This is a genomic window from Bacillus sp. 22446, assembly GCF_052044955.1.
Lineage (GTDB): Bacteria > Bacillota > Bacilli > Bacillales > Bacillaceae > Bacillus > Bacillus altitudinis.
Window position 1 is genome coordinate 144556 of record NZ_JBQEOD010000006.1, and the last position, 22822, is coordinate 167377.

A 22822-nucleotide genomic window follows, 5' to 3' on the forward strand; every position below is an offset into this window, starting at 1 on the left:
TGTTTAGTATGAGTGATTTACCTAGAATTCCGTTCGCGGATTATATCGATCAATTTGTTGACTGGTTAACATTAACCTTTGGTGGTTTCTTTGATGGCATCACAAATGGATTAGCTGGAACAGTAAATGGTATTGTAGCTGCACTTGGCGTCATTCCATCCATTATTTTAACGCTTATCTTTGCCGGCATTGCTTGGTGGATCAGTACAAGAGGAGTTGCTCTTTTCACACTTATTGGATTCTTACTGATCGACTATTTAGGCTACTGGCAGCCAATGCTGCAAACACTTGCGCTCGTTCTGACAGCTGTGGTCATTTCTATCGTGATCGGGGTTCCGATCGGTATTTGGGCATCACAGAAGGAAACGGTGCGTAAAATTGTCACACCTATTTTAGACTTAATGCAGACAATGCCTGCATTCGTATACCTTTTACCAGCGATCTTCTTCTTTAATATTGGAGTTGTTCCTGGGGTTGTGGCATCGGTTATTTTCTCTATGCCGCCAACGATTCGTATGACCATTCTCGGTATTAAACAAGTACCAGCGGATTTGATTGAAGCAACAGAGGCTTTTGGTTCTACGACATTCCAGCGTTTGTTCAAAGTTCAGCTTCCACTTGCTACAAAAACCATCTTAGCTGGGATTAACCAAAGTATCATGCTTGCTCTATCCATGGTCGTCATTGCGGCAATGGTTGGTGCACCAGGACTTGGTTCGGAAGTATATAGTGCAGTAACTCAGCTGAAAACAGGGATTGGTTTTGAAGCTGGTATTGCCATTGTTATCGTAGCGATCACACTAGATCGTATTACACAAAACATTAAAACGAAAAAAACCAGGGGGAATGCTTAATGTGGAAAAAGTCACTCTACATTGGGATGACCGCCCTGCTCGTCTTTTTACTAGCCGCTTGTGGTGCACAATCAGATTCAAATGCAAGTGCAGCACAGCAGGTCAATAAAACGATTATCGGGATTGATCCGGGTTCAGGTATTATGGCCTTAACCGATCAAGCGAAAAAGGATTACGGTTTAGAGGATTGGACGGTTGTATCTGCCTCAAGTGCAGCGATGACAGCGACATTGAAGAAATCGTATGACCGTAAAAAACCGATTATCATCACTGGCTGGAATCCTCACTGGATGTTTTCCCGCTACGATTTGAAATATTTAGATGATCCGAAAAAATCATATGGTGACGAAGAAGAAATTCACACCATTTCTCGTAAAGGATTTGCGAAGGATCAGCCGGAAGCAGCCAAAATGCTCAGTCAGTTTAAATGGTCTCAAGATGACATGGGTGAAGTGATGCTTGATATTCAGGATGGCGTCAAACCAAAGGATGCTGCTGTTAAATATGTGAAAAAGCATAAAGATCAAGTAGCGAAATGGACAAAAGGCGTGAAAAAGTCAAACGGTGACAAAATCAATCTTGCCTACGTTGCGTGGGATAGTGAGATTGCAAGTACCAATGTGGCCGCAGAGGTATTGCGTGAACTTGGCTTTAAAGTGACCTTGACTCAGGTTGAAGCGGGCCCAATGTGGACTGCAATTGCAACCGGAAGTGCTGATGCATCATTATCTGCATGGCTTCCAAATACGCATAAAACGTATGCAGCGAAGTTTAAAGGAAAATATGATGATCTCGGTACAAGTATGAAGGGTCTTCGCATGGGTCTCGTTGTTCCGACTTATATGAAAAACGTTAACTCGATCGAAGATTTGAAAAAATAGCCAATTGTATAACAGTTCCCTTATAATAGAAGGGAGCATATGGAAAAAGCAGTCTGCTCAAAAAGCGACTGCTTTTTCTTATATATAAGGATGGTGGATGAGTTGTCGATGGTGGAAAAACCAATGATGATTTTCCTGCACGGTGGAGGCGTAAGCAGCTGGATGTGGCAGGAGCATATGGAAATATTCAAGGAAACGTATGAATGCTATACCCCTGATTTTATTGGTCACGGGACAAGAGCAAATGAAACGTCGTTTTCCATGCGAGAAAGTGCTTTTGAAATCATTTCATGGATAAAGGAGCATGCACATGGCCGTACAGTCATTCTAATTGGCTTCTCTCTAGGTGCACAGGTAGCCGTTGATGTGTTATCGAGAGAGCCAGACATCGCAGACATCGCCATCATCAATAGCGCCCTTGTGTTGCCATTACCATGGCTCTATTTGATGGTAAGGCCCATTTTACCTCTTACATATCCGTTATTAAAGAAAGATTGGTTCATCCAGCTGCAAGCAGAAAAGATGGGACTTCCAAACGATGTACTGGATCATTATGCAGCGGATTCCAAACAATTGCAGAAGAAGACGCTGCTTACGATGTTTCAAGAAAATCTTCATTACAAGCTCCCTGACACGTTTCAACAAGCGAAGGCACGGATTCTTGTGACAGTGGGAGAAAAGGAAAAGGGCATTATGACTAGGTCAGCAGAAAAAATCACGAATGCACACCCGAATGCAGCCGGGGTCATCGTTCCTGACATTGGACATACGTTTACTTTTGAAAAGAAAGAACTTTTTGTCGACATGATCAAAAGCTTTATAGAAGAGCGTGCGTTACCAGCAGAATTAAAGGAAATAAGGAAGCTAGGCCATTTAGAAAGTAAAGATGAGCATAAAAGGGGCAGGCATGTATAAGACATTGTATGATATAGGTATAAAACGCTTACAGATGAATGGGTGTAGTGGTGGAAGCTCGTAAGTGAGCCATGAAGGAGGAAGCATGAGTAAAAACTATATCATATTTGGTGCGAGTCAAGGATTAGGGGATGCCTTTGTAAAAGGTCTTCCTTCAAGTGGAGATACAGTATGGATTGTGTCACGAAGTGAACCAAGCAGTTTGAACATAGACGATGGGGTGCGTAGAATCTGGCTGAAGATCGATTTATCAAGCCAAACCCATATCCCTTTTATGCTCGAAGCATTGAAGGATCAGACAATTGATGTACTCATTTATAACGTAGGTTTATGGGAGAAACGTGGCTTTGAAGATGATTATTCTTTCGATCATGATCAACCGGAGGATATCGCTCATTTAATCAATGTGAACGTTACCTCAACGATTACCTACATCCAAGCTCTGCTTCCGCACGTAAGGACATCTGAGAATGGAAAGATCATCGTCATTGGTTCTACTGCGGGACTTGACCATACGAATTTGTCTCAGGTTTCTTTTGTTGCTTCTAAATTTGGGCTTCGTGGTATTGTGAACGCACTAAGAGAGCACGTGAGGAAAGATAAAATATCCGTTACCTGTATCAATCCAGGAGAGCTAGCGGCAGAAGTTCCATACGAAGATGGCGCTGAAAAAGCCATTGCTCTGTATGATGAAACGAGAATACCTGTACAAGATATTGTCGAGCTGGCGAGATGTGTCATTCATCTATCCAGGGTGTCCTGTGTGAAAGAAATCAATGTCCCGGCGATGACAGATGTGAATGCGTAAAATAAAGGAGACCACCCTCTTCAGGAAAGACGGGTGGTTTTTTTATTTTACGATGAATGCTGTTGAAGTGTTTCGTATACAGCTTCCGTCAAAATCTCAATGCTGGTAAAAATGGCGGAGCGATCGAATGTCATATAAGGGTGATGAAGCCCAGGTTTTAAATCACAGCCTAAACCGAGCATCGTCGATTTAATATGAGGAAGCTTTGCTGCATAAAAATGAAAGTCCTCTCCGCCTGTCGTCACGATCGGTGGATCGAGCTGTTCTTTGCCTAGCACTTGCTCTATGGCATGTGACATGATCTCCACAGCTTTTTCATTTAATGTCGCAGCTGGAAGACGATGATCAGTTGAAAGTGTGATAGAGGCGCCAAAAGCATCCGCTACAGAATGGCATGCTCTTTCAATTTCCTTTTCTAATTCATCCATCACTTCGTTTGTCTGCGCCCGAACGTCGAGTGTAAAAGAGGCCTTGCCAGGGATGATGTTGGAGCTGCCGCCGCCTGCATTTAAATTGGTCATTTTCACAGAATGAGCGACTCGTGGATCGACATGGATATGTGCCAGTCTCTGCACAAGCGTAGATGCAACTTCGATGACGTTGACCCCAAGGTGCGGGCGTGCACCGTGTGCTTCCTCCCCTAGAATGGTCCCGACGTAATGATTACTTGATCCGTGCAAAATGGCAGGAGCGCAGCGTCCGTTTAAGGTTTCTTGAATTGGGCGCACATGCACCCCGTATAAATAATCGACGTCAGCTAACACACCTTTTTCGATCATCTTTAAAGCGCCGCCTCCTCTTTCTTCGGCAGGCTGAAAAATGAATCGGATCGTGCCACTTGGAAGTTCTTTTTCTTTCAATGCCATGAATGTCCCAAGTGCCATCGTCATATGAGCATCGTGTCCGCATGAATGGTTGGCTTGAAATACGCCATCTACTTCCTGCCACAATGCGTCAATATCGGCTCTCACAGCAACCACTGGTGCGCCTTCCCCAATTTCACCAATTACCCCTGTACAGTCTTCAAATGTTCTCGTTTTACAGCCTAATTTCTTTAATAGAGCTTCAATATAAGCTGTCGTATTTGTCTCTTCCCAGCTGATTTCTGGATGAGCGTGCAGATGTTCAAAGATGTCTGTCACGGTTTGTTTCATCTCGTTTGTCAAAGTTGTCATGAGAAGCCTCCTTGCTGACAGATAATCTGCCAAAACATTCTTTTAGTGAAATAATATTGATCTTAAATATCATCAGTGTTTATAATATAACACATCATTTGATTATTCAGAAAATTAAGTGAAATTCCGATCGGGACAAAGGGGTTTTGACAGATGAAAACAGCGACAGTATCAGCACCTGAGAAACAAAAAAGAAAACTTCAGATGCCGGATGCGTATGTACTCTTATTTATGATTGCTTTAATTTGTACGATCGCAACGTATTTTGTACCAGCCGGTGAATTTGATCGAAAAACGTCAGGAGAAATCACAACAGCTGTTCCTGGCAGTTATCACCGTATAGATCAATCACCAGTTAGTCCGGTTGGTTTTTTTACAGCGATTCAAGAAGGGATGGTTGGTTCATCCTCTATTATTTTTCTGATTCTTTTTACTGGCGGAACCATTGCGATTTTGGAAAAGACAGGTGCCATTAACGGGATGATTCACAATGTCATCAGCCGGTTCCAAACGAAACAGCTATTGTTTATTTGTATTGTTGGCGGATTGTTTTCTGTACTTGGGACGACCGGAATTGTGGTGAACTCGGTCATTGGTTTTATTCCTATTGGAATCATTGTGGCACGTTCTTTAAAGTGGGATGCAGTGGCGGGAGCGGCGGTTATTTACATCGGCTGTTATGCAGGTTTTAACGCAACCATTTTGTCTCCATCTCCATTAGGTTTATCACAAACGATTGCAGAACTGCCGATTTTTTCTGGTATTGGTCTGCGTGTCATCATTTATCTTTGTTTTCTCCTATCTAGTATTGTGTACATCTATTTATATACAAAACGCTTGAAAAATAAAGAAAAGGGAAGCCTGCTTGGTGACGAGTGGTTTCCAGCTAAAGGGCTAGGAGGAGCTGATGCGGAATCTGTGGACAAGCCTGAATTCACCGGCAGACATAAGCTGATTTTAGCGGTGTGTGGTTTGTCGCTTGGGGGTTTTTTGTATGGTGCGCTTCAGCTTGGCTGGACCGATAAGGAAATGGCTGGTGTGTTTATTTTCATGGCCATTGCTGCTGGACTGCTTGGGGGATTAGCTGCCAATGATATTGCAAAAACGTTTATTGTCGGCTGTCAAAGCCTTGTATACGGCGCACTCATTGTTGGCATGGCACGCTGCATTTCAGTCATTTTGGAAAACGGCAAGCTGCTTGATACTGTGGTGAATGGGCTTGCGAGTATGCTGACAGGGTTTAGTCCAATCGCTGGTGCGATCGGCATGTATATCGCCAGTGCGCTCCTTCACTTTTTGATTTCATCAGGATCAGGAGAAGCGGTTGTCTTTATACCGATTCTTGCGCCGCTTGCTGATTTAATGGGTATCACGAGACAAGTAGCGGTAGAAGCAGTGATGCTCGGTGAAGGGGTGGTCAACTGCGTGAATCCGACTTCAGGTGTGTTGATGGCTGTCTTGGCTGCAAGTGGGATTCCATACGTGAAATGGCTGCGTTTTATGGTGCCGCTTGCGCTCATTTGGTTCGTCATCGGCCTTGTCTTTATTTGTATCGGTGTCATGATCAATTGGGGACCTTATTAAATAAGAGAGAAGCCACCAAAGAGTGTTTGGTGGCTTTTTTCTTATGAGAACATGTATGGGGACAGCGGTTTAAAACCACAATATGAGTGTTCACAAAATGGCAACATTATTTTTTTGAGCAATCCCCTTGCAAAAGTTTGTGAAGTGTTGCACAATAAGAATGTGAAATACTTCACATAAGAAAAACAACCTAGTTTTACTCAGGAGGATGAGATAAATGACAAACGAAAAAGTAAACAAAGTAGCACTTATTGGAGCAGGTTTTGTCGGCAGCAGTTATGCCTTTACATTAATAAATCAAGCAATCACAGATGAATTGGTAGTCATCGATTTGAATCAAGATAAAGCAATGGGTGACGTCATGGATTTAAACCACGGGAAAGCATTCGCCCCGCATCCTGTGAATACTTGGTATGGAGATTATGAGGATTGTCAGGATGCTGACATTGTATGTATCTGCGCTGGCGCAAACCAAAAGCCAGGTGAAACGAGACTTGATCTTGTTGAGAAAAATTTAAATATATTTAAAGGCATTGTAGACAATGTGATGAAAAGCGGATTCGATGGTATTTTCTTAGTTGCTACGAACCCAGTTGATATTTTGACATATGCGACTTGGAAATTCAGCGGACTGCCAAAAGAACGAGTGATTGGTAGTGGAACAACGCTTGATACGGCAAGATTCAGATACATGCTTAGTGAGTACTTTGAAGCAGCGGCGCACAATGTGCATGCGTACATCATTGGAGAGCATGGAGATACAGAGCTTGCTGTTTGGAGCCATGCGAATATCGGAAGTGTACCGATCACAGAATTAATGAAGAGAAATGACCAATACAAACAAGAAGATTTAGACGACATCATGGAAAATGTCCGTCATGCCGCTTACCAAATCATTGAGAAAAAAGGCGCGACTTATTACGGCGTAGCGATGAGTTTAGCCCGTATTACTAGAGCCATTTTGCACAATGAAAACAGCATTTTGACTGTCAGCACTTATTTAGATGGAGAATATGGAGCAGAAGATGTCTACATTGGTGTACCTGCCCTCGTGAACCGAAATGGTGCAACAGAAGTGATGGAGCTCGCACTGAACGACACAGAAAAAGAAAAATTCGCACATAGTGTGAATGTGTTAAAAGAAATTTTAGCTCCTCATTTTTAATCAATCAAAGGCAACCTATCTGAGCAGAAAAGGATGAATCACTATGTGGCAGCAAATATATGATCCGTTTGGTAATGAGTTCGTCAGTGCATTGGTGGCCATGCTTCCAATCTTGTTTTTCCTACTAGCATTAACTGTATTTAAGTTAAAAGGGGTATTAGCCGCTTGTTTTACCTTGATCGTCAGTTTTGTAACAGCTGTTTTCTTCTTTCATATGCCAATTGAAAAAGCATTATCTGCTGTGGTGCTCGGTGTATCTAATGGGCTGTGGCCGATTGGATATATCGTCATCATGGCCGTATGGCTCTATAAAATTGCTGTGAAGTCTGGAAAGTTTGATGTCATTCGTTCTAGTATTGCAGGAATTTCTCAAGATCAACGGTTACAGCTCTTATTAATTGGTTTTAGTTTTAACGCATTTTTAGAGGGAGCCGCTGGATTCGGTGTACCGATTGCGATTAGTGCCGCTCTTTTAACAGAGCTTGGGTTTAAACCACTAAAAGCCGCCATGCTCTGCTTGATTGCAAATGCTGCGTCTGGCGCTTTTGGTGCAGTAGGTATCCCGGTTATTACAGGGGCGCAAATGGGAAATATGACGCCGCTTGAGCTGTCTCAAACCCTTGTGTACACCATTCCGTTTATTTCTTTCTGTATCCCGTTTCTGCTGATTCTCATTGTAGACGGCTTTAAGGGAATCAAAGAAACACTTCCAGCCTTGCTTGTTGTAAGTGGAAGCTATGCGATTCTGCAGGCTGTTACAATGGTCACGATGGGCCCTGAGCTTGCCAATATTATTTCCGCTTTAGCGAGTATGGGAATTTTGGCTTTATTTCTTCGAAAATGGCAGCCGAAACATATTTATCGTGAAGAAGGGGCACCAGCCATTGAGAAGAAACAAACGTATAGCGGTATTGAGGTGCTGAAAGCATGGTCTCCGTTTTATATTTTAACTGCCGTCATTACTGTATGGAGCCTACCAGCTTTTAAAGCATTATTTGCTGTAGGAGGACCGCTTAACTGGACAACCATTTTAGTGAAAATGCCGTTTCTGCATCAGCAAATTGTGAAATTACCGCCAATTGCTCAAACAGAAACACCGATTGATGCGATCTTTAAAATTGATGTTATTAGTGCAACAGGTACCGCCATTCTAATTGCGGTGATGCTGACAGGGTTGTTCAGCAGACATATTACATTAAAAGAAGGGGCTGCCTGCTTAAATGCAGCGGTCAAAGAGCTTTGGGTTCCTGTTCTTACGATTTGTTTTGTCATGGGCTTTGCCAACTTGGCGAACTTTGCAGGCCTAAGTTCTGCTATCGGACTAGCACTTGCTAAAACAGGCGATTTATTCCCGCTTGTCAGCCCAGTGCTTGGCTGGATCGGCGTGTTTATTACGGGATCTGTTGTGAGTAACAATGCCTTATTCGGCAACCTTCAAGCGGTCACTGCTTCTCAAATCGGCTCTCAGGCAGGTTTGTTAATCGGGGCAAATACGACCGGTGGTGTGATGGCGAAATTAATTTCTCCACAATCTATCGCTATTGCAACAGCAGCTGTTGGAGAAACAGGTAAAGAATCTGAGCTCTTCCAAAAAACAGTGAAGTACAGCTTCATTTTGCTCGGCATCGTATGTATATGGACATTCATTCTTGCTCAATTTATATAGGTTGATCGATTGATTGAAAAATGGAAGACTGAGAGATTTCTCAGTCTCAGCGTGTAGACAAACCTTCGCATTCGGTGTCAGTCCTGCGTGCTGGTGCTCACGAATGTCAAATTCGCTCCGCGCCAGTACTCACCCTTCCTAGGGCTGCAAAGGTTTTCTATCACGCTGAAAAGAAGACAAAGGGCTAAAATAAAGTTCATTTTAGCCCTTTGTCAACAATCTGAGACTGAGAGATTTCTCAGTCTTTTTTTTATGTAGATTCTCGTGTGACAAGCCGAGTAGGCAGCTGAATATGTTCACGTTGTAATGGTTTTTGATCTTGTAGCAGCTGAATCATTTGTTTCACAGCCTGCTGGCCAAGCTCGACGATGGGGATGTCGATGGTCGTGATCGTTGGTGCTGTCACCTCGCAAATGTCTTGATTGTCATAACCGATCACCGCTAAATCCTTAGGAATGTGATATCCATATGAAATGGCTTGTTTAATGAGGCCTGCTGCGACTTGATCATTGCCGGTGAAAATCGCATCCGGCGCATCCGGCATCCGGTGGATTAAGTCCATTAAACGAAAGCCGTCCTCAATGGTAAAAGCCTCGCCGAACAGCCAATCTTCTTTAAGCGGCAAACCGTGATCAGAAAGCGCATCAAGATAGCCTTGCTTTCTTTGTTTTTGCGCTTCACTGCTTTCTGTATCAAAGCAAAATCCAATGGATGTACGCCCTGATTGAATCAAGTAGTCAACCGCTTTATAAGCAGCTTCCCGCTCATCATATCCAATAATCGGAATGTCTGCTGTTTGATGAAATTCATTTGCCATGACGATCGGGCCGTTTGCTAAAAATGGCTCGATTGTTGCCCACTTATTTTCTAACGCCCCCAATATGACACCATCTACTTCTTTTCTTTTTAATAATTGAAGCCCTTCAAGTTCTACTGATTCTTGATAAAACGTCTGGAGCACGATGGCTTTATACCCTTGATCCAGTGCTTCCTTTGAAATGCCTTTAATCAATTGTGCAAAAAAAGGATGGTCCACAGCTGGAACAGACACAGCAATGGTTTTGGTCTGATGTGACCGAAGGGTGCGGGCTGCTGAGCTTGGTGTATACTCCATTTCCTTCATCACCTGTAAAATGTGCTGGCGCTTTTCTTCGGATACATATGGATGGTTGTTCAGCACCCGAGAAACAGTGGTCGTTGAAACCCCGCAGCGTTTGGCAATTTCATAAATTGTACACATATTAACAAATCCTTTACACAAAGTTATTGTTCTGAAATCGATAACATCATTTACAATGTGAAACAAGTTAAATATTAACAAATGGAATTGATTAATTGGAGGGAATGGAATGCAAATATTGACGAAGATATCAGGTAAAAGCAAGGATTATCTACCGTTGCTGGATATGATCAATCAAGGTGTTCAAGTAAAGGCTGATTCAGTTGAAAAGAATCTAGCGAATGATAAGCTTGCTGCGTTCCTTGAGCAAGATATTGCGCGTACAGGTTTGGAAAAAATTCTCTTCCATTATAAACAAAATAAGGAAAAAAAGATACCGTTCCTGCCGGTCGATAAACTGATTTCAGAGGATGAGATTGATGATATTATGCAGGTGCTGAAAGAAGTATTAAGTTCAGGCCGTTTTACATCAGGCCCTTATATTCCAAAGTTTGAAAAGACGCTTGCAGCGTACTTAGGGAAAAAGTATGTCATTGCCACATCAAGTGGAACAGATGCCTTGATGATCAGTTTAATATCAGCAGGCGTCCATCCTGGAGATGAGGTCATCCTACCTGCCAACAGCTTTGCTGCAACAGAAAATGCAGTGCTTGCGATTGGTGCGGTTCCAGTCTATGCCGATATTGATCCAGACACCTACTGCCTAGCGCCGAATGAAATAGAAAAGCATATCACAGATAAGACAGTATGTATTCTCCCGGTTCATTTGTATGGAAAGCAAGCGGATATGAAGGCCATTTCGACGATTGCGAAACGGCATGGTCTATCGATCATTGAGGATGGCTGTCAGGCGATTGGTAGTAGCGGGCTTGGGGAATTTGGGGATGGACTTGTTCTCAGCTTTAATCCTTACAAAAACCTTGGAGTTTGCGGAAAGGCAGGAGCCATCGCGACAAATGATGAAGCCCTAGCCGAAAAGTGCATGGAAATCAGCTATCACGGTTTTGAACCAGGAAAGAAAAACGTGAAGCGCAGTGACTATGGCTTTAATTCTAAGATTGATAACTTACAGGCCGCAATCGGGCTAGAACGAATGAAATATTTAGGTTTACAAAACTTTAAACGCTTTTACTTGGCAAAGAGATACATAGATCAGCTGCAAACGCTGGAAGACGAAGGCTATATTAAGCTTCCGAAGCTGACAGACGATCATGTATGGCATCTATTCCCGATCAGAGTGGTGAAGGGAAGCCGAGATGAGCTGGCAGAGAAATTACTGGAAATGGGCATAGAAACAGACGTCTATTACCCAATTTTATCGCATCAGCATCAAACGAATCTTGTTTCTCAAAAGTATAAACAAACGGCACTTCCACATACGGAAAAAGCCGTACAGCAATTACTCCATTTGCCGCTTTATCCAGGTATGCCGCTGCAAGATCAGGAGAAAGTCATCGAGGGGGTCCATCATGTTATCAAATCTTCCATTCAATAAAAAGCTGGTGCATCAACCACAACATCCGCAGTGGATCGTCTTCTGTGATTTCGATGAGACCTATTATTCTCACGGAATGACCGAGGAGCAGAGAGAGGATGTAAAACGGCTGGAAGCTTTTGTGGCAGAAAAGAGCGAAGCCGGCCAGCTCATGCTGGGCTGGGTGACGGGAAGCAGCCTTGATTCTGTTACGAGCAAAATGGAGAAAGGCGGTTTCTATCAATTCCCGCATTTTATTGCGTCGAATTTAGGAACTGAAATCGTGTATACATCAGATGGGAAATTTGGACAGCCGGATGCAGAATGGATGAAACGGCTTGATGCACAGGGCTTTTCAGACGAAAAAATTGAAGGTATTCTGCAAGCCGTACGTGAAAAGGGGATCACCCTTAGGCCGCAAACGCAGCTAGGCAGCTCTGGGTATAAAAAGAATTTCTATTATCAGGAGCAGGATGAACGAACAGATCTCCATCATCTATCGTTCATCCAAACACTTGCGAAGGAGCAGGGTGTGGCGGTGAACATCAACAAATGCAACCCACTTGCGGGTGACCCTGCGGATTGCTATGACGTTGATTTTTTACCAGTGGGAACAGGGAAGGATGAAATCGTTCGTTTTATGCTGAATCAATATAACCTGTCAAAAGATAAGGGCTTTGCTTTTGGTGATAGTGGGAATGATTTGCGGATGCTTCAATCCGTCACGCACGGCTTTCTTGTCCAAAATGCAACAGCGGAAGCCAAACGGCACCATCATCAAATTTGTCATCATGGGTATGCAAAAGGAATCTATGAAACATTGAAATCAGTGATGTATAAACATGAGGAGGCACATTCATGAAGAAAATTGGAATTGTTGGAGCAGGGAATATTGCAAAAGCACATGCTAGAGCATTATCAACGATCAAAGGTGCAGAATTATCTGGGGTCTATGACTTGCACGAATCCGTCGCACAAGGATTTATTAAACAGTACGGCGGACGGGTGTATGCCAGTATCGAAACACTAGCGGATGCATCAGATGGATTGATCATTGCTTCCCCTAACTTCTGTCACAAGGACCATGCCCTTCAGGCGCTTAGAGCAGGACAGCCGATTTTATGTGAAAAACCGATGGCTGTATCGTTAAAAGAAGCGAAGGAAATGGTGGAGACAGCCAAACAGTTCCAGGTTCAAGCCAGTATGGGCTTTAACTATCGCTATTTATCCTTTGTGAATATTTTGAAGAACTTGATCGCCAATGGTGAATTAGGACGCGTTTTGACAGTACGGACACATTTTAAGAAAAATAGTGCCCTTAGAAGAAAGACATTTTCGTGGAGAGATAGCGGCGAAAGTCTGCGTACAAGCGGTGCATTAGGAGATTTAGGGATTCATTTGATTGATATGCTGTGGTACTTATTTGGCAGTGAAATGAAAAAAGAATCCCTTAATACGAAGATGCTGACACATGTAAAGGAAAAAGAAGAGAAAAAGGTACAGGTTGATGACCATACCGAAATTTTTGGGCAAATGGAGAATCAAGTGTTCTTTCATTTGGTGACGTCCAAAAGTACGCAGCCCGAGGAATGTGGATTTAGTGTAGAAGTGGTGGGGCATGACAAGGTTTTTAAATACCATACAAACATGAAAAACGAATATGAGATCAGTGATGGTTTGTGTGTAGAGCGTCATCAAATGCCGCAAACATTGCTGACAGATCCGCCGAATGAATTTTATGGATGGTCTGATACATTCCGTGATCAGCTGATGCATTGGGTAAATACAAACTCATATCCATCTCATATGAAGGTAGCTGATTTTGAAGATGGTTATCGCGCGCAGGCTGCGCTGAATACATGCTTCGAGAGGGAAGAGGCTGTCGTCTCTGCCCGTGCATATTAATGAAGAGGTGGAGCGGAGGATATCATGACTCCGCTCCTTTTTAGAGGAAGTGAAAAGATGAAAAAGGTGTTTTATTTTGGCTGTATCTTTTATTTTTTTATTGGGACCATTCATGTGTTTTTTGGCAGTTTAACGCCTTATTTGCTGTCTAGTTATGATAAGGGTCCTGGGGAATTATCTTCTTTAATCTTCTTTCAGTTTATTGGCTTTTTGACAGGCGTTCTTTTGTCGCCCATTCTTGTGAGGAAAAAAGGCTACGGCGCTGTTCTGACGATGGGATTGCTGCTGATGATCGGAGCGCTTCTTCTTGGCCTTTTGGTACCAGGTTGGACGATTCTTGTGGTGGCAGGTTTTTTCCTTGGGAGCGGTGCTGGCAGTCTTGAGACAACGGCCGGGGCGTATGTCATTTCAATGGCAAACAGTGCAAAGCGAATCAGCATCATGGAGGTCTTTTTTGGATTAGGTGCATTATTATTTCCACTATTGATTCTGCTGACTGTGACAGAGGAAACGTGGCATTATGTATTTTTATTTCAAGTCGGTGCACTGACTTTTTTCCTTATGCTGTGGCTTACTTTTATGAATAAACTCCCTCGTGGACAGATGGCAGCTCCTTCTCAAGACATGAAGAAACCATCTTTGCTGTTTGATCGAGGGAATCGAATGATTGTGGTGATTATGATCTGTTTTGCGTTTTTCTACGCAGGAATTGAAACGAACTTTGCGAACTTTTTACCGTCGATCATGCTAGAAAAAGGGGGAGACAACTGGGGTCTTTTTGCGGTCTCTACTTTTTGGACAGCGATCGTCATTGGCAGAACTGTCATTGCGAGAAAAGCCGATCAGCTGCATCCGCTTCGTTTTTTAAAGTTAAGCGCAGCGCTGATGATTGTGCTGCTCGCCGTATTTGCTCTAGCCACCCACATCGCCGCGCAGCTAATTCTTATCTTTTTCATCGGTCTGTGCGCAGCTGGCATGTTCCCTATTGCCCTGACGGCTTCTGCATTAATGATTGAAAATGCCATCGACGAGGCCACGAGTTATTTTATTGCCGCCGCTAGTTTAGGTGGAGCTTGTTTGTCCTTTTTGATTGGGTTTAGCCTTGAGTGGGCAGGTGCGGCAAGCGCCGTCTTTGTTTTCGCCTTTTTAGCTGTTCTCCTTTTTGCGGCTGCCATTCAAATGAATCGATCTCGGAAAAAAGAAACCATACCCACACAGCCGCCGGCGATGAAAGCCGATCGATAAGCAGCTGCTCTGGTGGCTCCTCCTTTTGTATAGCATATCTTCAGAAAAGGTGACGAAGGACTTGTACTAAAACAACGAAAGCGTGAATAACATGTACAAGTCAGCATCAAAAGGAGGACGTCTATGTGGCGGTGTTTTTTGGTTATATCTTTTTAGGGTTGTCACTTTCAGCGCCTGTTGGGCCAGTCAATGCAGCCCAAATCGACAGAGGAATTAAAAGTGGATTTTGGCACGCTTGGATTTTTGGTGTGGGGGCTATGGCTGCGGATATTGTCTATATGCTCCTCATCTATTTTGGTGTCGCCCAGCTTTTGACTGCACCTCTTGTGAAAACCTTTTTGTGGCTGTTCGGCTTTTTCGTTCTGACCTATACCGGTATTGAAAGCCTTCGTAAAATCAATTTGCAGGAAAGCCCAAAGAAGGATGGAGGAAACACGTCGATCGGGCATTCGTTCATGACGGGATTTTTTATTTCTCTTTCCAATCCGCTTAGTATTTTATTTTGGCTTGGAATTTATGGAAGTATTTTGGCCAATACGATTGAAAAGTATGGAGCATCTCAAATGCTGATGTACAGCATGGCTATTTTTATCGGCATGCTCTTATGGGATTTCTGTATGGCGCTGCTTGCCAGTACGTTTAGACGGTATTTAAATGAACGAATTTTGCACGGCTTATCCGTTCTGGCAGGTCTCTCTTTACTTGGCTTCGGTGCCTATTTTGGATATCAAGGAATCATGGCGCTCATTGGATAGAATGGTTGATAAGAAAAAGGGCTAAAATCTAAATCATTTTAGCCCTTTTTTATATTTGACAGAAATAGGACACTCTTCAATAATGATGGAAGAGATACATAAAATTGAAGGAGTTTTTGCCATGCGTATGTTCCTGCCAGCATTCAACTATGTGTGTATGCTGATTTTGTCTGTGATCACAGCGACATTTGTTTATACCATGTTGTTTGCCCCACCTGAATCCAGATTCAGTTATGTGGAGGTCACCAGTCTTTTCATTTTGATCGCTTATGTCCTATTTGCTACACCTATCCAAATGGTTTTACACCGTCATCCTGAGAAGTTTCGACGCCGTGATTTATTGGTTTATTTTATCGGGGCGTGGGTGGTTTGTACGGCGCTCGCATTATGGATTGATTATGGTGTTGTCGTCTTTATTAGCTACAAAGTTTATCTATTTAGCTTTTGCGCGGCCTTCATTTATTGGCTGCTTGATTCCGCCTTTTTAAAGAAGAAACAATCATAAAGGCTTTTCCCGTTTTTTCTCTTGAACATGAACGTGTATGACCTTCGAGAATCCGCTTGATACAAAAGCAAAAGCCGTCATCAGAAGGACCCAATATAGATTGCTAAGGTCAAATCCAGTATAAGCGAAGATGAAAATCATCGAAATCACGGACGTTAATATGAGGACAGGCCATATCCGTTTAAATAGCAGATAACCAAAAAATCCCCAAAGGAAAGCCATCACTGGTAGTGTAAATAAGATCAGATACATCGGATGGAGAAAAAGAAGACGCATGTCATTCACCCATTTCTTTTATAATGACCAACTCTATTAGATAGAGGCGGCTAAATGATGATATGCAGAAGCATACTCATACATGATTAGATAAATGGAAGTGAATTCCTGCCTCATCTGGCAAATCAACCACCTTGTGAATGTCCGTGAAAGTCGTTGAAGGACAGTCACCACAGCTTTTTCCTCCTCATAGGCTATGGAGAAGACGCTAAAACGAGGTGGAAGAAAATGGCCCAGCTGTATGCAAAAAGTTGCCTTGATCAAAATCTACGATCACTCGAAGAATGGAAGCAGGATGCCTTCACACAGTTTGGAGAGATGGTAGGGGATGAGGCAGATACATTTCCGTGTGTACCAGGCAGACAAGGATTTTTTCTCGATCATTTACGCTATGGATTTGTCGGTGATCTGCGGGGAGACGGGGCAGTGAATGAGTTAGCAGAGCTGCTAAAAGAATATCAAGGCTGCGCTAAACAAACTGGTCAATACGCTTCATTTATCTGCTTTTTTGAAACTCCGCAGGATTTAAAGGAAAGCCCAATTGAAGAATTTGAGCAGCAGTTCTGGTCATTGCTTCAACGGTTACATCAAAAAGATGAAGTGCCATGGCCAGCGGAGATTCCACTGGACCCTCATCACCATGAATGGGAGTACTGCTTTCATGGCGAGGCTTATTTTATTCTGTGTTCAACACCAGCTCATAAGCTCAGAAAGAGCCGCCACTTTCCATATGTCATGATGGCATTTCAGCCCAGATGGGTGTTCGAAAAATTGAATGGATCGACCAAGTTTGGACAAAAAATGAGCCAGCTCGTTCGCAAGCGGCTCAAAGCATATGATCAAGTTGACGTCCATCCATCGTTAAAATGGTACGGTGATCCAACAAATCATGAATGGAAGCAATATTTTCTCCCAGATGAAGAGGCGGAGAAACCAGCCTCCGCCAAATGCCCATTTACTGCTTTAAAAAACATGATGAAATTATGATGCGGCCTGATCCTGTTTCCACTTTTTTCTCATAAAGAGTACCATGATGCCAATCACGGCGATGATCCCAATGCTTATAAAAAAGCCGGGGCGTCCGCTTGCCTCTGTCAGAGTGCCTGAAACAGCCGCACCAATCAAGAGCAGGGCAAGAACCGTTTCACACGTTTGACGAGTAGATGGTTTTGACAGCTTTTTGCTCGAAAGCAGAATAAACACCCATGTGTATAAAAGAGTTAAGCCGGCTGCTGTTGTGAGATGCTCATATATGTGTTTGGACAAAAAGAGTGCCAGCAAAATCGAGACAATCAATCCAGCAGCAGTTAACAAGATCGAAGACCATCTGACATGAGATGGTTCTTTTTGTTTAAAACAAGCAGGTGCATCGTGATGTTCCGACATCGTGCCAAGCAGCGTCGTGACTGCATAGAGGGAGGCAACCAATGTGGAAAACCCAGCAATAATGAAAATGCCATTAAAGATATGAAGAAAAATCGATAAATGAAATGGTTCCAGTGATGTAATGAATGGACTGCTATTCTCGTTAAAGGCTGTCACTGGCACAAGCAAAAGCGCAAGTCCGATGGAGACGATATAAATGACAGCAAGAATGATCAGCATCACACGTCCAGATTTTGCGGCATCTTTCGGGTCTTTTAAATGAACCGCCATCAGCCCCATGACTTCAATTCCCCCGAAAGCATAAAACGCATAAATCAGCCCATTCCATAGACCGAGCGGGCCGAGCGGCATCCATTCATGGTCTTTATTTGGCAGGTGGAGAGTGGGCCTATGCTCTGTGAGAATGCCGCATAAAACAAGAACGGCAAGGACGACAAACAATAGGATCGCCCCGGTTTTCAGCACGGCAAGAACATTTTCCGTCTTTTGAAAAGAAGAAAGCCCAATGATAATCACAAGCAGGGCAAGAGCGGAATAAATCGCTGAAAATACCCAAAGTGGAATGGATGGAAACCAGTGACGAGTAAAAAGAGAAATCGCCGTCAGCTGACTACCTGTAATCAGCATTTCTGAAAACCAATACACCCAGCCATTACTAAAACCCGCCCAGCGCCCATAGGCTTTTCGGGCATAGGAACAAAATGATCCCTTATCTGGGTTTTCGGCTGTCATCGCAGCCAGGTGTTTAAAGACGAGATATGTGCCGACTGCCGCAAGCAAAAATGAAATGCAGACGGAATAACCGGATTTTGTAATGGCGATGCTGGAACCAAGGAAGAAACCAGTGCCGATTGTACAGCCGACTCCGATAAGAGAAAGCTGCCACCAAGATAAAGATTGTTCTTCTTTCAATTTGTGTGCAACACCTTTCCGATTCAATAGCATTAGCTTGTGACCGCCTCTTTTTTTTATACATGATCAAGAGGACGTTTTGGGCATACTGTCAACATGGAAAGGAGTGCATGTGATGAACGGAGAATACGTGATTTTACCAAAGGATGGATTTGGCTTTCGGTTAGGAAAAGGACAATGTATGCGAGTGGTTGATGTCGAAGGGCAGCAAGTAGCAGACGTGATGGCCTATCATGAAAAGGATTTTTATGAAAAATTTGATCAAGGCGCTACAATGGATAGCCTGTTCTCTTCCAAGGTGAAAAGGGGAGATCAGCTTTATTCTAATTTATATAAACCAATGTTTACGGTCATTGAAGATACAGTCGAATGTCATGATTTATATATGCCTGCGTGCCGGCAAGAAATGTATCAGCTCTTATACGGCAGGACGCACCTAGAGGTCATGCATACATGCTACGATAATCTCAGAACGGCTTTTGAGCCATTCGGGATTCCAAAGGAGGATATGTATTATCCTTTTAATGCGTTTATGAATACAGTCATTGATGAGAAAGGAAAACTGTCTGTCGAGCTACCAAAATCGCTCCCTGGTGATTACATTCGTCTGCGTGCAGAAATGGACCTTATCGTCGCGGTGTCTGCATGTCCTGCCGACATTGGAAAATGCAATGGCTCAAGCTGTACATCCATCCGGGTGGAGATTGATTGAAAAGGAAAGACCAGTCAAAGAGACTTGGTCTATTTCGTTTGTGAATGTTTGATCATTTATGAAAAAGGGGAACGTCTAAAAAATATCTTTTTTCAAAACATGATATAATAAAGTGGCTAAAATCGTAGGTAAATCAATTGAAATGGAAGTAAAACCTGTTCTCTTCATGTAGAGGATGCTTAGGAGGAAAAGTGTATGAGTTTGCAGAAAAAAATCAGCCAAGAGTTGCATGTGCAGCCCTCAATTGACCCAAAGCAGGAGATCGAAAAACGGGTTGGATTTCTAAAGGCTTACTTGAAAAAGACCGGTGCAAAAGGATTCGTTCTCGGTATTAGCGGCGGACAGGATTCAACGCTTGCCGGCCGTCTCGCTCAGCTCGCTGTAAGTGAGCTTCGTCAAGAAGGAAAAGAGGATGCTGTCTTTATTGCAGTCCGCCTTCCGCATGGCACGCAGCAAGATGAAGACGATGCGCAGCTGGCTCTATCATTTATTCAGCCGGACAAGTCTTGGAAATATGATATCGCGCCTGCCGTGACGGCATTCAGTGAACAATATCAAAAGGAAACAGGCGGTGCGCTGTCTGATTTTAATAAAGGGAACGTCAAAGCACGCATGAGAATGATCGCACAGTATGCCGTCGGTGGACAGGAAGGCTTACTTGTCATTGGAACGGATCATGCAGCCGAAGCTGTGACGGGCTTTTTCACGAAGTATGGTGATGGCGGTGCAGATGTTCTCCCGCTCACAGGTCTGACGAAACGCCAAGGACGGTTGTTACTTGAGACTCTTCAGGCGCCGGAGCGATTATACTTAAAGAAACCGACAGCCGATCTGCTGGATGACAAGCCTCAGCAAACGGATGAAACAGAACTTGGTATTACGTACAATGAAATTGATGATTACTTAGAAGGAAAACCAGTTTCAGATCAAGCAGCAGAAGCGATTGAAAAACGCTATGTTCAATCAGAACATAAACGTCAAGTACCCGCTTCTATGTTTGATGACTGGTGGAAATAGAATAAGTGACCTCTCCAGAAGATGGAGAGGTTTCAGGCTGTCGAGAAAATCTCGACAGCTTTATTTTTTTCCTTAAAGTTTCCATCTCCAAATTTTATAATAGAGATAATCCACTAAAGGAGGTGTTTTTTCTTATGTTCCACACTAGAAATTCTTCTCAGCACGAAGCCGAATTTGTATTACTAGATCAACTGGTCGAAGGATCACCTGCTTCGTAAAATTGATCATTGATTTTTCATTTATCATAGACAAAGTCAAACCTTATTATAGTGAGAATAATGGTCGTCCTTCTCTTGATCAACTTATTTTGTTTAAAATGAAATTTATCGCATACCTGTACGGTATCCGTTCTGTATCTTGATCGATTGGATCACCAAATCACCCGATTTGATTTTCAAGTAGAAGCGGTTACCATTGATTCTGGTTATTTGACAACATCAATCTGTAAAGGATTTATCCGATCGCCGCATTTTTGGTGTCATCGCACATAGACGCTTTCATCGAACAAGAGGAAATTCCAGTATCATTTTGAACATGATCATTACATATGCCCAAATGGTGAAAAGCTATCATATACGACAACTGACCGAAAAGGTTATAGGTACTATAAATCAGACCCTAAAAAATGCGTTTCTTGTCCTTTCCTTGAAAGCTGTACAAGATCGAAAAATTATCAAAAAGTGATCTCAAGACATGTATGGGAGGAACAAAAAGAAAAGATTAGACAAAATCGTCTGTCTATCTCTGGAAAAAATTATATAAAAAGAGAAAAGAAAAAATAGAGCGAAGCTTTGCAGATTCAAAACAACTGCATGGGCTTCGCTACTGTTGGTTGAGGGGAAAACAGAATGTGAGTGTGCAAGTTCTCCTCACAGCTACGTGCCAGAACATGAAAAAGATTGCCACAGACCTAGCCAAGCTAGGCTAGGTCTGTGGGAGGCCTTTTTTATTTATTGTTGCTTAACAGTAATTTTTAAGGTATTTTTACAGTATATGCTAAATTAACAAACATAATATTTACGCCTACATCAACTTTCTTATATTTGTTTTTAACTGCCCATGCAACAGCACCAGAAGTTCCAGCAGTAATAGCCGCAGCGGCTCCAGCACCCCATGGTCCAGCAGCAGCAATTCGACTTGTGTACCAACCGATATATCCGGCTGCAAATCCACCTGCTACTATGGCATTCATGCTTCTAACTTTCGGTCCTAATTTGAGGTGTAAACCTACAAAACCTAATGTCTGCATGTCACCTTTTTTCTCATTCTCTTCAAAACTAAATTCTTCTGATTTCATTGAAGTCATTAGTAGACTGTCGTGTTCTGAAATTCCCATTTCCATAAGGGTTTCTTTATCAGCTGTAAAATGAATATTTCCATCCGCATCTAATTCAAAGAAATTAGATAGTTTCTCTGCTAATTCCAATTGTTTTTTATCTACACTGACTGGGGGGTTCTCATTATTACCTTGACTGGCATGACTAATCATTGGAGAAGAGAAACCAGATGTAATAGTAAGCACACATAACACTACTAGAAATTTTTTAAACATAGGTACCACTCCTATTTGTTTTTTGGGGTAACGCATACATGATATTTCCTTCTATTGGGGTGGAATACTTAGAGGTTAAGGAGAGTAATAAAATGTATTTATTCTTATTTACTTTGATTTATTGTGTAATCACACAAATGTTGAGTTTTTCCTTTGAGATGTCTTTTGGTGTGTACTTGATAGGGTTAGCTTTAATCAAAGGACTTTCCAGTGGGGAAATTAAAGACATCTTTAATTTCAAAAAGACAAGGGATGTGTTCAAAGAAAACAGATTTATAGATTCTTTGATGGAATTGTTTTCTTTGGTAATAGTGTTTATTAATGCATACTTAATTGATTATGAGCCATTCTCTCCCTTTGAGTTTGTTTATACTTTTTTCTTGCTTGTAGTTCTGTACAGGTTCCTATTTTGGGGGATCATAAGAGAGTCTAAAAAATGGTTGCATAAAGAGTCATAAGAGACATGGGCTTATAAAAATCACTCACTTTCTTTGATACATTCCAATGCTACCATTTATTTCTTTATAATTGGTAATTTGATGGGAATTTTATTTTTCAGTTGCGGTGTCCGCAATTATGGTTCTTTTAATTGGGAGGAGAAATTTCGAATAGAGAAGAATTAGATTGTCAATTATCGCTAATGAACAGGCTGGAGAGCCTGTTTTTAAAAAAAAATATTATGTTTTTGTTGAAAAATCCCATTTTGCTTGCGGTGTCCGCAAGCATTTTTTTTATTTTTCAGTGCTTCATTTTGACGGATTTTTTTGTGATAAAATCCAGTCACTGCGGAGGTGAATCATGTGAAGATAGAAGTAGGAATAAACCTGTTTGAGATAGGATTTCTCATTCTAGGTG

General features: G+C 42.5%; 21 protein-coding genes and 1 pseudogene. 18 read left to right on the forward strand and 4 right to left on the reverse strand.

What is annotated here, in order from left to right; all coding sequences use genetic code 11:
• The first annotated feature begins 8 nt into the window (after positions 1 to 8).
• The 4 genes from opuAB to ACTJJD_RS13550 all read left to right on the forward strand — a co-directional run bounded on the left by opuAB (position 9) and on the right by ACTJJD_RS13550 (position 3458).
• Positions 9 to 854 carry a glycine/proline betaine ABC transporter permease subunit OpuAB gene (gene opuAB / locus ACTJJD_RS13535; RefSeq protein ID WP_029575460.1) on the forward strand — a complete coding sequence of 282 codons (846 nt, stop codon included), beginning with the start codon at positions 9 to 11 and terminating at the stop codon, positions 852 to 854.
• Positions 854 to 1735: a glycine betaine ABC transporter substrate-binding protein gene (locus ACTJJD_RS13540; RefSeq protein WP_008342122.1), complete on the forward strand. Its 882-nt coding sequence runs from the start codon at positions 854 to 856 to the stop codon at positions 1733 to 1735. The genes opuAB and ACTJJD_RS13540 overlap by 1 nt, the downstream gene beginning before the upstream one ends.
• Before the next feature lie 108 nt (positions 1736 to 1843).
• Entirely contained in the window at positions 1844 to 2650 is an 807-nt protein-coding gene (locus ACTJJD_RS13545) for an alpha/beta fold hydrolase (protein ID WP_440608527.1), read from the forward strand.
• An 85-nt stretch (positions 2651 to 2735) separates the two neighbouring features.
• Positions 2736 to 3458 (forward strand): SDR family oxidoreductase, encoded by a 723-nt coding sequence (locus tag ACTJJD_RS13550; protein WP_019743827.1) that lies wholly within the window; start codon positions 2736 to 2738, stop codon positions 3456 to 3458.
• 47 nt (positions 3459 to 3505) lie between these two features.
• Here ACTJJD_RS13550 and ACTJJD_RS13555 read toward each other — a convergent pair whose 3' ends face one another.
• Complete coding sequence (locus tag ACTJJD_RS13555; RefSeq protein WP_440608528.1) at positions 3506 to 4633, reverse strand: M20 peptidase aminoacylase family protein; 1128 nt, start codon at positions 4631 to 4633, stop codon at positions 3506 to 3508.
• 153 nt (positions 4634 to 4786) lie between these two features.
• Here ACTJJD_RS13555 and ACTJJD_RS13560 point away from each other — a divergent pair, with 153 nt between their 5' ends.
• The 3 genes from ACTJJD_RS13560 (at position 4787) to ACTJJD_RS13570 (ending at position 9048) form a co-directional block, all read left to right on the forward strand.
• Positions 4787 to 6217: a YfcC family protein gene (locus ACTJJD_RS13560; RefSeq protein WP_007498311.1), complete on the forward strand. Its 1431-nt coding sequence runs from the start codon at positions 4787 to 4789 to the stop codon at positions 6215 to 6217.
• A gap of 217 nt (positions 6218 to 6434) precedes the next feature.
• Complete coding sequence (locus tag ACTJJD_RS13565; RefSeq protein ID WP_007498309.1) at positions 6435 to 7382, forward strand: L-lactate dehydrogenase; 948 nt, start codon at positions 6435 to 6437, stop codon at positions 7380 to 7382.
• A 43-nt stretch (positions 7383 to 7425) separates the two neighbouring features.
• Positions 7426 to 9048 carry an L-lactate permease gene (locus ACTJJD_RS13570; protein WP_440608529.1) on the forward strand — a complete coding sequence of 541 codons (1623 nt, stop codon included), beginning with the start codon at positions 7426 to 7428 and terminating at the stop codon, positions 9046 to 9048.
• 250 nt (positions 9049 to 9298) lie between these two features.
• On the opposite strand, the gene ACTJJD_RS13575 is transcribed toward ACTJJD_RS13570, so the two are convergent.
• Positions 9299 to 10288, reverse strand: coding sequence for a LacI family DNA-binding transcriptional regulator (locus tag ACTJJD_RS13575; RefSeq protein ID WP_268356537.1), 990 nt, complete (start codon positions 10286 to 10288; stop codon positions 9299 to 9301).
• A 109-nt stretch (positions 10289 to 10397) separates the two neighbouring features.
• On the opposite strand from ACTJJD_RS13575, the gene ACTJJD_RS13580 reads away from it, so the two are divergent.
• The 7 genes from ACTJJD_RS13580 (at position 10398) to ACTJJD_RS13610 (ending at position 17375) form a co-directional block, all read left to right on the forward strand.
• The gene (locus tag ACTJJD_RS13580) at positions 10398 to 11723 is read left to right on the forward strand and encodes a DegT/DnrJ/EryC1/StrS family aminotransferase (RefSeq protein ID WP_366966882.1); all 1326 of its coding nucleotides are present in this window, start codon (positions 10398 to 10400) and stop codon (positions 11721 to 11723) included.
• A complete protein-coding gene (locus tag ACTJJD_RS13585; RefSeq protein ID WP_440608530.1) occupies positions 11698 to 12564 on the forward strand; it encodes an HAD-IIB family hydrolase in 867 nt (288 codons plus the stop codon). The genes ACTJJD_RS13580 and ACTJJD_RS13585 overlap by 26 nt, the downstream gene beginning before the upstream one ends.
• Positions 12561 to 13607, forward strand: a complete 1047-nt coding sequence (locus tag ACTJJD_RS13590; protein WP_007498302.1) for a Gfo/Idh/MocA family protein — start codon at positions 12561 to 12563, stop codon at positions 13605 to 13607. The genes ACTJJD_RS13585 and ACTJJD_RS13590 overlap by 4 nt, the downstream gene beginning before the upstream one ends.
• Positions 13608 to 13664: 57 nt before the next feature.
• Positions 13665 to 14852 carry an MFS transporter gene (locus ACTJJD_RS13595; protein WP_065459787.1) on the forward strand — a complete coding sequence of 396 codons (1188 nt, stop codon included), beginning with the start codon at positions 13665 to 13667 and terminating at the stop codon, positions 14850 to 14852.
• A gap of 125 nt (positions 14853 to 14977) precedes the next feature.
• Positions 14978 to 15607 carry a LysE family translocator gene (locus ACTJJD_RS13600; protein WP_017358576.1) on the forward strand — a complete coding sequence of 210 codons (630 nt, stop codon included), beginning with the start codon at positions 14978 to 14980 and terminating at the stop codon, positions 15605 to 15607.
• A 121-nt stretch (positions 15608 to 15728) separates the two neighbouring features.
• Positions 15729 to 16112, forward strand: coding sequence for a UPF0715 family protein (locus tag ACTJJD_RS13605; RefSeq protein WP_138278070.1), 384 nt, complete (start codon positions 15729 to 15731; stop codon positions 16110 to 16112).
• A 504-nt stretch (positions 16113 to 16616) separates the two neighbouring features.
• Positions 16617 to 17375 (forward strand): YqcI/YcgG family protein, encoded by a 759-nt coding sequence (locus tag ACTJJD_RS13610; protein WP_035703119.1) that lies wholly within the window; start codon positions 16617 to 16619, stop codon positions 17373 to 17375.
• Here ACTJJD_RS13610 and ACTJJD_RS13615 read toward each other — a convergent pair.
• The gene (locus ACTJJD_RS13615; protein ID WP_025206708.1) at positions 17370 to 18719 is read right to left on the reverse strand and encodes an amino acid permease; all 1350 of its coding nucleotides are present in this window, start codon (positions 18717 to 18719) and stop codon (positions 17370 to 17372) included. The two genes, ACTJJD_RS13610 and ACTJJD_RS13615, sit on opposite strands and share 6 nt — an antisense overlap.
• 82 nt (positions 18720 to 18801) lie before the next feature.
• Between ACTJJD_RS13615 and ACTJJD_RS13620 the strand changes: the two genes are divergently transcribed.
• The 3 genes and pseudogenes from ACTJJD_RS13620 (at position 18802) to ACTJJD_RS13630 (ending at position 21343) form a co-directional block, all read left to right on the forward strand.
• Positions 18802 to 19398 carry a DUF1989 domain-containing protein gene (locus ACTJJD_RS13620; RefSeq protein WP_440600280.1) on the forward strand — a complete coding sequence of 199 codons (597 nt, stop codon included), beginning with the start codon at positions 18802 to 18804 and terminating at the stop codon, positions 19396 to 19398.
• A 195-nt stretch (positions 19399 to 19593) separates the two neighbouring features.
• On the forward strand, positions 19594 to 20415 hold the full coding sequence (nadE, locus tag ACTJJD_RS13625; protein ID WP_007498287.1) for an ammonia-dependent NAD(+) synthetase: 822 nt from the start codon (positions 19594 to 19596) through the stop codon (positions 20413 to 20415).
• Positions 20416 to 20549: 134 nt separating this feature from the next.
• A pseudogene (locus ACTJJD_RS13630) lies at positions 20550 to 21343 on the forward strand (transposase).
• 45 nt (positions 21344 to 21388) lie between these two features.
• Here the strand turns inward: ACTJJD_RS13630 and ACTJJD_RS13635 are convergent.
• Positions 21389 to 21967: a hypothetical protein gene (locus tag ACTJJD_RS13635; RefSeq protein ID WP_440600281.1), complete on the reverse strand. Its 579-nt coding sequence runs from the start codon at positions 21965 to 21967 to the stop codon at positions 21389 to 21391.
• 92 nt (positions 21968 to 22059) lie between these two features.
• Between ACTJJD_RS13635 and ACTJJD_RS13640 the strand changes: the two genes are divergently transcribed.
• Positions 22060 to 22425: a hypothetical protein gene (locus ACTJJD_RS13640; protein WP_440608531.1), complete on the forward strand. Its 366-nt coding sequence runs from the start codon at positions 22060 to 22062 to the stop codon at positions 22423 to 22425.
• Positions 22426 to 22822 lie beyond the last annotated feature (397 nt).

Bases quoted from the DNA above. Each gene is read 5' to 3' on its own strand.
- opuAB (WP_029575460.1), top strand. From the start codon at position 9: ATGAGTGATTTACCTAGAATTCCGTTCGCGGATTATATCGATCAATTT.
- ACTJJD_RS13540 (WP_008342122.1), top strand. From the start codon at position 854: ATGTGGAAAAAGTCACTCTACATTGGGATGACCGCCCTGCTCGTCTTT.
- ACTJJD_RS13545 (WP_440608527.1), top strand. From the start codon at position 1,844: ATGGTGGAAAAACCAATGATGATTTTCCTGCACGGTGGAGGCGTAAGC.
- ACTJJD_RS13550 (WP_019743827.1), top strand. From the start codon at position 2,736: ATGAGTAAAAACTATATCATATTTGGTGCGAGTCAAGGATTAGGGGAT.
- ACTJJD_RS13555 (WP_440608528.1), bottom strand. From the start codon at position 4,633: ATGACAACTTTGACAAACGAGATGAAACAAACCGTGACAGACATCTTT.
- ACTJJD_RS13560 (WP_007498311.1), top strand. From the start codon at position 4,787: ATGAAAACAGCGACAGTATCAGCACCTGAGAAACAAAAAAGAAAACTT.
- ACTJJD_RS13565 (WP_007498309.1), top strand. From the start codon at position 6,435: ATGACAAACGAAAAAGTAAACAAAGTAGCACTTATTGGAGCAGGTTTT.
- ACTJJD_RS13570 (WP_440608529.1), top strand. From the start codon at position 7,426: ATGTGGCAGCAAATATATGATCCGTTTGGTAATGAGTTCGTCAGTGCA.
- ACTJJD_RS13575 (WP_268356537.1), bottom strand. From the start codon at position 10,288: ATGTGTACAATTTATGAAATTGCCAAACGCTGCGGGGTTTCAACGACC.
- ACTJJD_RS13580 (WP_366966882.1), top strand. From the start codon at position 10,398: ATGCAAATATTGACGAAGATATCAGGTAAAAGCAAGGATTATCTACCG.
- ACTJJD_RS13585 (WP_440608530.1), top strand. From the start codon at position 11,698: ATGTTATCAAATCTTCCATTCAATAAAAAGCTGGTGCATCAACCACAA.
- ACTJJD_RS13590 (WP_007498302.1), top strand. From the start codon at position 12,561: ATGAAGAAAATTGGAATTGTTGGAGCAGGGAATATTGCAAAAGCACAT.
- ACTJJD_RS13595 (WP_065459787.1), top strand. From the start codon at position 13,665: ATGAAAAAGGTGTTTTATTTTGGCTGTATCTTTTATTTTTTTATTGGG.
- ACTJJD_RS13605 (WP_138278070.1), top strand. From the start codon at position 15,729: ATGCGTATGTTCCTGCCAGCATTCAACTATGTGTGTATGCTGATTTTG.
- ACTJJD_RS13610 (WP_035703119.1), top strand. From the start codon at position 16,617: ATGGCCCAGCTGTATGCAAAAAGTTGCCTTGATCAAAATCTACGATCA.
- ACTJJD_RS13615 (WP_025206708.1), bottom strand. From the start codon at position 18,719: ATGCTATTGAATCGGAAAGGTGTTGCACACAAATTGAAAGAAGAACAA.
- ACTJJD_RS13620 (WP_440600280.1), top strand. From the start codon at position 18,802: ATGAACGGAGAATACGTGATTTTACCAAAGGATGGATTTGGCTTTCGG.
- nadE (WP_007498287.1), top strand. From the start codon at position 19,594: ATGAGTTTGCAGAAAAAAATCAGCCAAGAGTTGCATGTGCAGCCCTCA.
- ACTJJD_RS13635 (WP_440600281.1), bottom strand. From the start codon at position 21,967: ATGTTTAAAAAATTTCTAGTAGTGTTATGTGTGCTTACTATTACATCT.
- ACTJJD_RS13640 (WP_440608531.1), top strand. From the start codon at position 22,060: ATGTATTTATTCTTATTTACTTTGATTTATTGTGTAATCACACAAATG.